This is a genomic window from Pigmentiphaga daeguensis (assembly GCF_039523035.1).
Taxonomy (GTDB): Bacteria; Pseudomonadota; Gammaproteobacteria; order Burkholderiales; family Burkholderiaceae_B; genus Pigmentiphaga; species Pigmentiphaga daeguensis.
Map to the genome: position 1 here is coordinate 353,915 of NZ_BAAAEN010000002.1, position 14,294 is coordinate 368,208.

Annotated in this window: 2 protein-coding genes; one reads left to right on the forward strand and one right to left on the reverse strand. The window is 68.8% G+C overall.

The window, feature by feature from the left end:
• Window positions 1-146: 146 nt before the first annotated feature.
• A complete protein-coding gene (locus tag ABD104_RS04445; protein WP_279817330.1) occupies window positions 147-13,655 on the forward strand; it encodes a filamentous haemagglutinin family protein in 13,509 nt (4,502 codons plus the stop codon).
• 63 nt (window positions 13,656-13,718) lie between these two features.
• Here ABD104_RS04445 and ABD104_RS04450 read toward each other — a convergent pair whose 3' ends face one another.
• On the reverse strand, window positions 13,719-14,084 hold the full coding sequence (locus ABD104_RS04450) for a hypothetical protein (RefSeq protein ID WP_279817328.1): 366 nt from the start codon (window positions 14,082-14,084) through the stop codon (window positions 13,719-13,721).
• Between the last annotated feature and the right edge of the window lie 210 nt (window positions 14,085-14,294).

The window sequence follows — 14,294 nt, forward strand, 5'->3', positions numbered from 1 at the left end:
AATTCATGCGGGTTTCTGTTCCATCTTTTTCCCAGAGGGCGTCTATACGGACATAGGGGCGTGCGGCTTGCGCGCCCGAGTTGATTCATCTGTCTAGGATCCGACCCGATATGTCCGTGCCCGTCCAGCCTGTCGCTTTGCCCCGTGTGGCGTTCCCAATCCGATCCGCGCGCCGCACCGCATGGCGGCGTACCCCGACGGCGGCGGCGATCGCGGCGCTGGCGCTGGCCGGGGCGTTCACCGAACCGGCACACGCGCAGCAGGCGTTCAGTCCGGCGTGGTTCGCGGCCAAGGGGGCGGCGCAGGGCACGGCGACGGCGACGGGGCGCTTGCCCAACGGCCTGCCGGCTTCGTCGCTGACGGCGCCCGAGCAGCAGTCGGCGGCGGCGCGGCAGAAGCTGCAGACCTCGATCAACAACCTGAACCTGGCGGCGCAGGCGATCGCGGCGCAGCAGGCACTGCAGAAGGCGGCGCGGGAAGCGGCGCTGGCGAGCGGATCGGTACCCGATGGCCTGGGCGAGGGGGGCCTGAAGGTCGACACCAACAGCCTGACGGCGGGCTGGCTCAACGCCAGGGATCCGGTGCAGACGGCCGCGGGCGGCCAGACCAGGGTGACGATCGAGCAGACGGCGGACAAGGCGATCCTGAACTGGGAGACGTTCAACGTTGGCCATAACACGACGGTGGCGTTCGACCAGCAGGCCAACTGGTCGGTGCTGAACCGGGTGAACGATCCGCAGGCGCGTCCGAGCCAGATCCAGGGACGGATCGAAGCGCCCGGGACGGTGATGATCGTGAACCGCAACGGGATCGTGTTCAGCGGGTCGAGCCAGGTGAACGTGCGCAACCTGGCGGCTGCCGCGGCGGGGATGACCGACAGCCAGTTCAAGAAGGGGCTGTACAGCGAGGCGCAGGGCAGCGGGCACATCCCGACCTTCGCCAATGACTTGCAGACGACGGCCAGCGGCAATAGCTACGGCGCGGCGACAGGGCAAGTGGTGGTGGAGCGGGGGGCGCGGATCGCCACGCACGTACCGCAGACGGTGACCGAGGGCGGCGGCTATGTGCTGCTGCTGGGCGGCGAGGTGCACAACGCGGGCCAGATCACCACCGATGGCGGGCAGACGGTGATGGCCGCGGGCGATGCCTTCGTGATCAAGAAGGGCATGGGCACCGATGCGAACCAGAGTTCGACCACGCGCGGCAACGTGGTCGGCACGCAGCACCTGGACGGTGGCGCCAGCGGCCTGGCGAGCAACACCGGCCTGATCCAGGCATCGACCGGCGACATCACGCTGGCCGGCCACGACGTGCGCCAGGGGGGCGTCGCGGTGGCGACGACCTCGGTGCACTCGCGCGGCACCATCCACCTGACGGCGAGCGGAGGCGACACCGCGCAGGTCGGTCTGGAAGAGGGCGGCGTCACCGCCATCGTGCTCGATGCAAGCGCCTCGACAGCGCTGGACGTGCAGCGCGAGACCCTGGTCCAGGATAGCGACAAGGCGGGCGACGGCATCGCCCACCGGCGCGACCAGTCGCTGGTGCAGATCGCCAGCAGCGGCGACGTGCGCTTCGAAGGCGATAGCCTGACCCTGGCCACCAGCGGCCAGGTCTACGTCGACGCGTCGGGCACCAGCGAGGTCAAGGACGGCGCCGCGATCGACGTCTCCGGCTACGTCGGCGTGCGCATCGCGATGGAAGCGAACAATGTCCTGGTCAACGTGCAGGGCTTCGAACAGCGCGACACCTCGGTCAACCGCGACGGCGACAAGCTGCGCAACAGCGATATCTGGCTCGATCGCCGCGACCTGGTCCTGGTGCCGGCCGGCACCAATGGCTATGAAACGGATCGCTGGTACACGGCGGGCGGCCTGCTGGAGGTCGGCGGCTATCTTGGCATCACGGGCCATGGCATCGGTGAATGGTCGGCGCAGGGCGGCACCGTGCAATTCAGTGGCGGCAACCTTTTGACGCGCCAGGGTTCGCTGATCAATCTCTCGGGCGGCGCGCTGGACGTGCAGACCGGCTATGTGGCCCAGACCTGGCTCAAGGGTTCGGACGGCAACCTGTATAACGCCTCGACGGCGCCGGGCGATCTGCTATATGCCGGTTTGTACCGGGGTTTCGAGACCGACGCTTCGCGCTGGGGCGATACGGCGAAAGAGAGTTTCTACAACCCGATCATCGCGCCGCTGAGGCGCCTGGAGAATGGTTATACGGTGGGCCGCGACGGCGGCCGACTGGTGGTGGCGACGGCTGCGGCGACGCTGCAGGGCGACGTCGAAACCAGCACTTATCAAGGCGAGCGGCAGCAACGCCCGCGCGAGGCGGGCCTGGACGGCTACCGGCAGGCGCAGACGGCCGCCGCGCGCAACGGCGAGCTGGTCATCGGCACCTGGACGCCGGTCTACGACGCCGACAGCGGCGACCTGCGCCACAGTCCGGGCGCAGTGGTCGACTCCGTCAAGATAGGCGGCACGGGCGGCGACATCGCGCTCGAGGCGGCCTGGCTCAACGCGCTGGAACTGGGCGGACTGCGGGTCTACGCCAAGGGCGGCATCGAGGTGGACGCATCGGTGGCGGTCGCGCCGGGCGGAGAAATCGCCCTGCATGCGACGCAGGTCGATGTCGATGCCGATCTGACGGCGCGCGGCGGCGCCATTGTCCTGGGCAACATGGTCGACCGGCACGTCAGTGCCAGCACGGGCTGGCAGCGGCTTCCGCTGGTGACGGCCGTGCCGGCGGGCTACGTGGCGGGCGTTTCCATTGGCGATGGCGTGACGCTGGACGCGCGCGGCCTGTGGAGCAACCTGCTGCAGGACGGTGTCGGCATCGACAGTCTGCCGTTCGTCAACGGCGGCCGCATCGACGTGCGCAGCAGCGGCGACGTACGGGTGGGTGCGGGCGCGCTGCTCGACGTGTCGTCGGGCGCGGCGCTCATGGCCGACGACAGCCTGCGCGGAGGCAAGGGCGGCGACATCGCGCTGGTTGCCGACGCCTACTCGGCGGCCGCAGGAGCCAAGGGCAGGCTCGTGCTGGAAGGCGAACTGCGCGGCCACGGCGTCAAGGGAGGCGGCACGCTGACCTTGCAAACCGGCAATGCCGTGGTCGTCGGCGGACAGGTCGCAGGCAGCGACGGGGTCCTGAAGGCGGGCGAGACTTCGCTGGTCGACCTGATCACCAGCGAGGCGTTCACCGTCGCCGAGGGCGCGGTGCTGCCGGTGGATTATCACTATGTCCGCACGCACGCCAATCCGGGAGAGGCGATCGGCGGTGCACCGCAGATCGTTGCCGGCAATCCGGCAAGCTGGGTCACGCTGGGCGCGGCCTGGACGCTGCCGAAGGCGGCCAACCAGAACGTCAGCTACGGCGTGACGCTTTCCAACGGCCAGTACCTGACGGTCGACGGCTATAGCTGGAGCACGCCGCCGACGCTGCCGGCGGGCACGGTCATCACGTCGGTGGTGAGTCCGATGAATTTTCCCATCAACTATGTCGTGGATGCCGCCATCCTGCCGAACGGTATCCCGATCGCGCCAACGCCCGGTGTGATCAAGGCCGGCACCGTCGCCGCCAGCGAGGTGACCTATGCCGCGGGCACCGTGATCCGCGCGGGCTCTTCCCTGCCGCAGGCGGTGGCGGTCGGGGCCTTGTTGCATCTGGAAGCCGCGCGCTTCCGGCAGGGTTTTTCGCGTTACGAGGTGACGGGCGGCGATGGCCTGGCCGTGGCCGAAGGCGCCGACCTGCGCGCGACGATGCCGGTCCTGCACGCGGATCTTTCCGCGGCGCGCGGGGTGGCCACCGGCGCTGATCCGCAAGAGGCGCTGGAGCGGCGACTCGCACCGCTGTTCGCCGAGGATGCCGGCAAGGGGCGGATGACGCAGCGCGGTGGCGCGGATCTCGTGCTGACCGCCGGGAACGCGCGCAGCATGGTCGAAGGGGGAGAGAGGCCCACCCTCGCCATTGGCGAGGGCGCTCGCATCGAAGTGGATCCGGGGCGCAGCATCGTCCTGAAGGGCAACGGCCAGATCAATATCGACGGCGGACTGCGCGCCGCCGGCGGCCGCATCGGCGTGTATGGCCTGGGGTTTGGCACCGAGGATGTCGGTAACCTGAAGGGCCACGACGGTTCGGTGTGGATAGGAAGCAAGGCCGTGCTCGACGTGGCGGGCCTTGCCCGGACCGCGGTGGATGCGCAGGGGCGCCGTTACGGCGTGGTGCTGGACGGGGGCCGGATAGAAATCGGCGGCAAGTACCAGGCCTACGCCACCCAGGCCGATGCCATCGACAATTTCATCGTCATCCGGCCCGGCGCGCGCCTGGACGCCTCGGGCGCCGCGGCGAAGCTGGACCTGCCGGGGCTGGGCGAGACCCTGCTGGCTTCCGGCGGCGGCGTGATCCATCTGGCCAGCTTCAACGGCCTGTATCTCGACGGCGATATGCAAGCGGCGGCGGGGGGCGCGGGCGCCGCCGGCGGTACGCTGTCCCTGGCGCTGGAAGCGCCCGCCTACCGGGATGCGGGCAATCCGGCCGATCGCGTACTGGTGCATCGCGAACTGCAATTGGTGAAGGAGCAGGCGCCCGAGAGCCTGGCGGCCGGGCTGCGTCCGGGTCAGGCCGATCCGGGACTGGTCTACGGCCATGGCCGTCTCGGCGCGGATCGCGTCGAGGCGGGTGGCTTCGGCAACCTGTCCATGCTGGTCAACGGCGTGCTTTCCCTGGACGATGGCGTGGATCTTGCACTGGGTCAGAGCCTGCACCTGGCATCGCGCGCGATCGTTCTGGCGGAGGGGGCGCCGGTCGGTGCCAACGTGGACCTGGCTGCGCCTTACGTTCGCCTGGCGGGCACTTCCCGCCCGGGCAAGGACAAGTACACCATACCGTTCCTGAACGATCCCAGTTCCTACCAAGGCGGCATGGTTGCGTTGCAGGACGACACGCGGCTGCGCGTGGAGGCCGGCGTGCTGGACGTGATCAACGGAGTGCGGTTCGGTGCCTATGGCTACTCGGTGCAGAGCGGCAAGGCCCTGGTTGCGCGCCACGGCTTCGAGCAGGTGGAGCTGCGCAGCCAGGACGATCTGAGATTCCTCAAGCATACGGTCGGCGACCGTACTTCCCTGACGACCGAAGGCGACCTGCTTCTGGCCGGTAGCCAGATCTATCCGGCCACCGGCTCGGTGGTCGACGTGATCGCGGGGCGCAAAGGGATTTTCGACCAGTGGGGGACCTATCAGATCACCTACGATCCCGAGCGCAGCCTGCGCATCGAGCGCAGCGGCGATGGCGCGGCGCCGCCGGTGCCGTACTCGGCCTTCGGTACCTTGCGCCTGCGGTCGGCCAACATCGACCAGGGCGGCGTGGTCCGCGCGCCGCTGGGCATGCTGGACCTTGGCGTCGCCGTGGGGAACTACCAGGAACCGGGCAGAATCGTGCTGCGCCCGGGCAGTGTCACGTCCGTCAGCGCCGCGGGACTGGTCATGCCCTACGGCGGCACGGTCGACGGCCTGAGCTACAACTATGCTGGAGCGGAAGCCTGGTTCTCCGGGCTGGGCGGCGGCCTGGGCAATGTGCAGCTGACGGCGGACAGCATCGAAGTGCAGGACGGCGCGCGGATCGACCTGTCCGGCGGTGGCGAACTGAAGGGGGCGGGCTTCTTGACCGGGCGCGGCGGATCCACCGATGCGCGCCTGCATCCGCTGGTGCAGATGGCCAGCGACGGTTTCGTGCTGCCAGGGCTGTCGACCAATCCGGTCTACGCCATCGTTCCTGGCGCGCAACCCGCCGTGGCGCCGATCGCGGCCGAGAAGGGCGCGGGCGATCCGATGATCGGCCGCCAGATCACGGTGGGCGACGGTGTGCCGGGCCTGGCGGCGGGCACCTATACCCTGTTGCCGTCCACCTATGCGCTGCTGCCGGGTGCCTTCCGCGTGGAATTGAACGGACTGGCTTCGAGCCAGGCCGCTTTCGGCAGCGGCACCGCCATGCGCAACGGATCCTACGCCACGGCCGCGCGCCTGGGTATCGCCAACACCGGCATTGCCGACGCGCAAACCACGCAGGCGGTGCTGACGCCGGCGGACACCTTGCGTAGCTATGCGCAGTACAACGAGACCAGCTACGCGCAGTTCGGCCTGGATTGGGCGGCGCGGGACGGCGCGCCGCGGCCGCAGCTGGAGCGCGATGCGCGGCAACTGGGTCTTTCGCCGGGCAGCCGTCTGGATATCGCCGCCGGCACGACGGATTTCACCCCGGCAGCGGGCGGGCGCGGCGGTACCGTGGTGTTGAACGGCAGCCGCATCGAGATCCTTGCCGATGGCGCGGCGCCCACCGAAGGCTTCGACGGCACATCGGTCTACGCCAGCACGCTCAATGGCCTGGGCGCCGCCGGCATCAGCATCGGCGGATCGCCGGTGTCCACGTTCGCTGTGCAGAACGACAGCGGTTCGTCGACCCAGAATGCCTGGCAGGTCGGCCTGGGCAACGGCAGGACCGGCGAACTCGTCCTGCGCCAGGGCGCCGTGCTGGAAGCGGCATCGGTCTTCCTGGCGGTCAACGACAAGAACCAAGGCCTGACCATCGAGCAGGGCGCGGGCATCAATACCTTGGGGCGGGGCAAGGCGCCCTGGGATGCGAACGACGGTTATGTGCTGATGCCGGGCCAGACCGGGGTCTTGGCGGTGACCAACGGCTGGCTGGACGTGACCTCGCCTACTGCCGATGACGCTTCCGGTGTACTCGGCGCGGGCTATCTGCACGTCGGCGCCTGCGCCGCGGGGGCGAGCTGCGTCGGCGAAACGGTGCTGTACTCGGAAGGCACGATCACCGCCGCCACCAACAAGTCGTTCGAGCTGGGCGAGTCGGTGCGCTACGGCACCCGCAACCTGGTGCTGGCCATGGGCGGCATCAACGTGGGCAGCGCGGAGGCGCTGGCGCAGGCCGGGGCCGCGGGCATCCTGCCCTCGGGCCTGACACTGAACCAGGGCGTGCTCGACCGCCTGCTGCGGGGCGATACCCGCACCGGCGCGCCGGCCCTGGAAAACCTCGTTCTGACCGCTGGCGATTCGGTCAATTTCTACGGCAACGTGAATTTGAGCACCATCGATCCGGTCACCGGCAAGTCCGCCCTGGAGCGTTTGGTGCTGGGCACGCCGGCCATCTACGGCCATGGCGGCGCGGGCGACGTCGCCCGGATCGAAACCGGTACCCTGGCCTGGAACGGCGCGACCACGCCGGCGGGCAATGTCATCGCCGGCGGCGCCGGCACCGGCAGCGGAAAACTGGTCATCGATGCGGACGTCATCGAGTTCGGCTACGGCCCCCGAAGCCAGCCCGATACCGTAGGCACGCACGAACGCCTGGCGCTGGGCTTTGCCAGCGTGGATCTCAACGCGGCCGAACGCATCACGGCCAACCACAAGGGCGCGCTGGCGGTGTACCAGTCCCGGGGCGCCTGGGACGACACGGCCAAGGCATGGACCTACAGCGGCGGCGACCTGAACCTCAACACACCGCTGCTTACCGGCCGGGCCGGTTCGGTGAACCGCATCAAGGCCGGCGGCGCCATCGCCGTCTCCGCCCCGGCAGGTTCCGCCGCACCGCTGTCGGACAACGCCTCCCTGGCCGACGCCCTGGGCGCCGAGCTGGCGCTGGACGCCGGTTCGCGCCTGGTGCTGGATACCGCGGTGCTGCTGCCCAGCGGCAAGCTGACGCTGTCGGCGCAGGACGATGTGATGCTGGCGGACGGCGCGCAGCTGGACCTGGCCGGCCGCAAGATCGATTTCTTCGACGTCGACAAATACAGCTGGGGCGGCGACGTGACGCTGTCGAGCCGACAGGGCAGCGTCGTCCAGCAGGCCGGCTCGACGATAGACCTGGCCGCCAAAAACAATCGCGCCGGCAAGCTCACGGTGCTGGCGCTGGAAGGGACGGCCGATCTCGCTGGCGCTGTCCTGGGCGGCAGCGCCGGGCACTACGATGCGGGTGGCACCCGGGTCCCGTTCGCGGCGGGCCACATCGACGTGCGCGCGCAGCACATCGCGGATTTTGCCGGCCTGAACGAACGATTGACCCAGGGCGAAGTCTTCGGCGGCCGCAGCTTCCAGCTGAAACAAGGCGACCTGGTCATCGGCGACGAACTCAAGGCCCGCGAGATCAACGTCTCGGTCGATAACGGCAGCCTGACGGTAACGGGCCGGGTCGATGCCAGCGGCGAGCAGGCCGGCAGCATCCGCCTGGCCGCCAACGGGGGCGTCACCCTGGCCGGCAGCGCCATGCTCGATGCCAGCGCCAGCGTGTTGCGCAAGGACAGCTACGGGCAGGCGATCGACGCGCCCAACCGCGCCGTCATCGAGATCGACTCGGGCAGCGGCCGACTGGTGCTGGCCGACGGCGTGCGCATGGACCTGGGCGTGGCCGGCGCGAGCGTGAATTACGGCACGGTGGCGTTGAACGCCCCACGCCTGGGCGGCGCCAGGGGCAACGACGTCGACATCGAGGCCAGCGGCGCCATCGTGATCGCCGGCGCCAAGTCCGTCGCCGTCAATGCCTTCCACACCTATGACGACGCGGCCGCCGGCACCGAGACCACGGTGGACGGCCGAAGCTACCAGACCATCGACCAGGCCTACCTGGACGGCAAGCACGCCGACAGCCTCGCCTTCATCGACAACGCGCTGGCCAATAGCGCGCTGATGAACGGCAAGCTTGCAGGCTTGCGCGCCCATGCCGGCGCGTTCCGCCTGCGTCCCGGCGTGGAGATCGTCAGCAACGCGGCGGTCAATCCCGACGGCAACCTGCACGTGGACGGCGATATCGACCTGTCCGGCCACCGCTACGCCAGCGTCAATCCGCGCACGCAGAAGACGTCCGCCCATGGTTCTGGCGAAGCCGGCGCGCTGGTGCTGCGCGCCCAGGGCGATCTGGCGATCTTCGGCAGCATCACCGACGGTTTCGACACGAGCAAGCTGGGGGTGACGGCAGACGACAATGGCTGGGTGCTACCCGCGGGACGCATGCCTTTCGGCGGGGATCTCGTCATCCCGCACGGCGGTATGGCGACGCTGGACGCCGGCACCCGGTTCGCCGGCGGCCGCACGCTGAACTATGACCTGCCGGTATCGAGCCTGACCTTGCCGGCCGGCACGCTCCTGTCCGCCGCCATGCCGCTGGCGCAGAGCCTGACGCTGCCGGCCGGCACGGTGCTAGGGGCGGCGGTGCTCGATGGCCAGGGCAACGTGGTGCACGCGGCCGGTACCGTACTGCAAGCGCCGGTGACGCTGGACGCCGGCATGCAGCTGGCCGCGGGCTTTCGATTGCCGGCGCAGGCGCAGATCGGGGCCACGACATGGCCCAAGGGCGTTGTGCTGCCGGTGGCAATGAAGCTGGCCCGGCCGCTGGCGCTGGCCAAGGGTGCCATCGTGCCGTCGGAAACCGACGTGGTGCTGCCGGGCGGCGTGGAGATGGTGGACCTGCGTCCCAAGGGGGCCGACGGCACCCAGGGTCGCACCTTGGCGCTGGCGCCGATGCTGGAAGCCGGTTCGCAATCGTGGGACATCCGGCTGGTGGCCGGCGCCGACACGACGGCGGCCGACGCACGCCTGACATTGCCGGACAGCATGGCGCGCTTGCGCCTGTCCGACACGCATTTCGGCATGGGACACGTGCTCACGCCGATTCCCGGCACCGGTACGCCGGCCACGTACGGGGCCGCCACGTCGCCAGAAGCCGAGGCCTTCTTCGCGGATCTCGCGGCGTGGTACGGCATCGTGCTGACACCAGGCCAGGCGATCACCCCAAGCGACGTGCAGAACCTCAAGGACAACTGGATCATTTCCGAGAGCGTTACCGAACTCAACGACTGGGGCTATGGTGAAGTGGTCCATGTCGTAGATGCCGGGACGCCGCCGGACCTGGAGTTCGTGCCCAAGCTAGCGCGGCAGCAATTGTTCAGCGCGTTGCGCACCGGCACCGGCGACCTGGACCTGGTTTCGGGCGGGGATGTCGAAATGACCTCGCTCTACGGCGTCTACACGGCGGGCACCTCCTCGGCGCCGCCGGGCAGCGGCTATAACCAGGCGCGCGGCCGTTTGACCGACGGTACGGTGCTGCGTCCCGAAGGGGCGATTTTCGAAGCGCTGGTCGATGGCGGCGCCGAAAGCCTGTACGCGGCCTGGTACCCGGAGCAGGGCGGTAATGTGTTGTTGCGTGCCGGCGGCGATCTCAAGGGCGACCTGGTCGGCAACAACGAGAACCGCAGCGACGTTGACGCCTATACCTTCTACAACACGCGCCAGCAGATCGCGACCGCGGCGGTTGGCAACTGGCTGTGGCGGCAGGGTACCGGTAGCGTCGAGGCGGGCACCGACGCGGTGCCGACGGCGTGGTGGATCAACTTCGGCACTTATGTCGCGGGTGGCGCCACCGGCCAGACCGATCCTTACGGTACGAGGCTATTCGGCAATGCCCCTTTCCTGGTGGGCTTCACCGGCATCGGCACGCTCGGTGGCGGCAATCTGGTCGTGGAGGCCGGCGGCGATGCCGGCATGATCGATGCGCGCGGCCTTCAGGCGACCTGGAACGAGACGCGCCATACTCCGCGCAGCCAGGGTCTGCATCTGGCCGTGGCCAGTACCGGTCGCATCACGCCGAGCGGCGAACTGGTGCAGACGGGCGGCGGCGACCTCTCGCTGCGCCTGGGCGGTACCTTGAATCCGAATCCGGAACTGCGAGTCAACGAGCACGACCTGAACAGTACCTTCGTCAATCTGCGCGGCGCCACGATGATCGATGCCGGCGCCATGGGCGGAGTGAAGCTCGGCTATGGCGGGCGGGATCAGATGGATTCCCGCCGGGGCGACGTGTACGCGGCCGGGGGCGGCCAGGCCACCGGCGGGCCTATCCTGGTGCTGGGCGATTCCGCTGTCCGCATTGAGACCCGCGGCGATCTGGTGTTGGGCGGTACGGCCGACCCCGGCCGGACCCTGCTGCTCAATGCAACCCCTTTCACCTACCAGGGCGCGGATTACGCCGGTAACGGCTGGACCTGGTTCTCGCTGTGGACGCCGGCTACCGCCATCGATCTGTTCAGCGCAGGCGGCAACCTGACTCCCGTCACGACCTGGGACGAAAGGGATATCAACGAAAACGTGCGCGGAGGCGGCAAGGGTCGCAACCAGTCGGCCAACGGTGACGGCTCTTTCTACCCGTCCGTCCTGCGAGCGGCCGCCGCCAATGGCAGCCTGTACTACGGCGCCAGCGCCAGCAGCGCGCGCCATTTTTCCACCGGAATCATGCGCTATGCCCACGGCACTGTGCTGGCGCCTTCGCCGGTCGGCGCACAGTTCGTCAATGCCATCGGCAAGAGCGAACTTCAACTGCTGGCGCAGGAGTCGATTCATGGCGCAGGTTATGTGTTCTCGACCTCTACGGCCGACCCGTCGGGGATGGCCAGCCCGTTCCGTCCCGGTTTTGTCGGCATGCTGGCCCAAACAGGTGGCGGCCAGTACGGCACCGATCCGCTTCTGGTCCACAACGCGTCGGCCGAAGCGGCGCTGTACAACGATTGGCTGGGGGGCCAAACCTTGGGACGCATGAATACTGCCGCGTTGTTTACCTTCGGTGGCACGGCGACCGTCGCGGGGGCGGCGGTGGGACGGGAGCCGGCGCGCTATTACGCGGTGCAAGGCGACATCGTCGGCCTGCGCGTCGGCCAGGAAGTGTTGCTGGGCTATCCGGCGGGCTCGGCAGGGTCGCGCTACGAGGCGTCGGGTCCGGTGGCGATACGCGCCGGCCGCGACATTGCGGATTCCGGTACGCCGCTGGGTCAGAAGGATCCGACGGCAGGGCGCCTGGACTCGACCGCCTCGACCCGCGGCAACCTGATCGCTCATGCCTATGCCGACGAGATATCGGTGGTGCAGGCCGGCCGCGATCTGCGCAGCAGCAGCTTCTATATCCTCGGCCCGGGCCTGCTCGATGTATCGGCTGGCCGCCACGTCTATCTGGGCAACAAGGGCGAGATCAAGAGCCTGGGGCCGCTCGGCGGTGTCGAGGCGTCGGGCGGCCGCAGCGGCGGCGCCAGTATCTCGGTGTCGGCGGGAATGGGCGAGGGCGCTTACTGGGATGCCTTTGCCAGGCGTTATCTGGACCCGTCCAACCAGGCCGATCCGGGCCGGCCCTTCGCTGACCAGCCAGGCAAGGCCTTGATCGTCTACAGCGGCAAGCTCACGCTGGCGCAATGGCTGCAAAGCGAGTTCGGCTACACCGGCGACGAGGCCGGCGCGCAAGACTTCCTGGCGCAGCAGCAGGCGCAGCTGGATGAGGCGCGCGCCGCCGCGCTGGCCCAGGGCCGCACCGCCAGCAACCGTTCGCTGGCGCGCGAGTTCCAGCAGCAAAGCCAGCTGCATCTGGTGAACTGGCTGAGCGACCGCTTCGGCGGCGCCAATGGCCTGGGCCAGCATTTCGATGCCGCGACTACAGACGCGCGCGCCTTCTTCGATGCACTGCCGCCGGAGCAGCGGCACGCCTACTTGCGCAATGTCTATTATGCCGAGTTGCGCGAGTCCGGCCGCGAGTACAACGATGCCGACGGCAAGCGCTTCGGCAGCTACCTGCGCGGCCGTGAAGCCATCGCGACCTTGTTTCCCGAGCAGGACGCGCAGGGCAGGGCACTGACGTACGAAGGCGACCTGACCATGTTCAGCAGCGCGCTCTACTACAACGCCGACCATGTAAACAACCCCGTCGGCCAGGCGCGTCCGACGCCGGGCACGACCTACATCACCAAGGCGCAGTGGGAGGCGCTGGGCAGCCCCGGCTACAACGTGTCGTTCTACGACGTGCTCGATGCCGGCATCCATACCAACTTCGGCGGCGACATCAGCATCTTGGCGCCGGGGGGGCGCATGCTGGTCGGCATCGACGGCGGCTTCAACCCGGGCCCGGGCTCGGGCGTGATGACGCAGGGAGAGGGCGACATCAATATTTACGCTCTCGGCAGCATCCTGATGGGGCAGAGCCGCGTCTTCACCACCTTCGGCGGCAATATTCTGGGTTGGTCGGCCGCTGGCGACATCAATGCCGGCAGGGGCTCCAAGACGACAGTGGTCTATACGCCCTCGCGGCGCACGTACGACAGCGTCGGCAACGTCACCTTGTCGCCGCAGGCGCCGAGCACGGGCGCCGGCATCGCCACGCTGAACCCGATCCCGGAGGTGCCTCCCGGCGACATCGACCTGATCGCGCCCTTGGGAACGATCGACGCGGGCGAAGCGGGGATCCGGGTGTCGGGCAACGTGAACCTGGCGGCGCTGCGCGTGGTGAACGCGGAGAACATCCAGGTGCAGGGCAAGGCGGTGGGGATTCCGGTCGTGGCGGCGGTGAACGTGGCGGCGCTGAGCAATGCGAGCGCGGCGGCCTCGCAGGCGGCGACGGCGGCGCAGGACGTAATGCAGCGCGAGCGGGCGGCGTCGCGCCAGGCCTTGCCGTCGGTCTTTACCGTGCGGGTGCTGGGTTTCGGCAACGAGACCGCGCCTGCTTCGCAGGAACCGGTGGCGCCGCGTGCCGTGGAACCTTCGGCTTATCGGCCGGAGGGGTTGGTGAAGGTGGTGGATGCGTCGGCGCTGACGGCGCGGGAGCGGGCGCGGCTGGGGTTGTAAGCGAGACCGCCGTGTCCGGGCGGCGCGCGGGTCGGGTTTTCCGGACCGCGCGCCGCTTTTTTATCAGGGCGCGCCGAAGATCGGGCTGCCGTATTGCGGGGTGGGTGGCCGTTGCGGATAGACCGAGGTGCCGAAGGTGTTGCCCATCCGGTTGGCCATGGCCGCGCGGTTGAACAGGCCTAGTTGGTTGGAAGAGCGTTGGACGATGGCTTCGGACGCGAGTTCGGGGCCGCCCTCCATCTTTCCCGGCGCGGGCTTGGGCTGCAGCTTCTGCGTCAGGCATCCATAGGAAGGCGCGCGCTGGCCGTTGACTTCGACATCGAAGCACGACGGTTCGGCGGTGTCGGGAGCGGCCGAGGCGGCGGCGCCCGACACGAGGGCGCAGGCGAGGGTGGCGAGGGACAGGATCAGGGGGCGGTTCAGGTTCATGGCGTTCTCCTGGTAGCCAGCGTAGCACCCAGCATCGATTCCCTCTACCTCGCCACGGCGCCATTCGCGGGAGATCGCCGGCCGCCGATTTTCTTCATGAACTTTTCATGACAAACGACAGTCCGGGGCCGCCCCGTCCGTCTAAGCAAAAGAACGACCCGGACCCCGTGCCGCTTCCGGCATGACGCCGGGAGGGGATGCCGCGAAGGC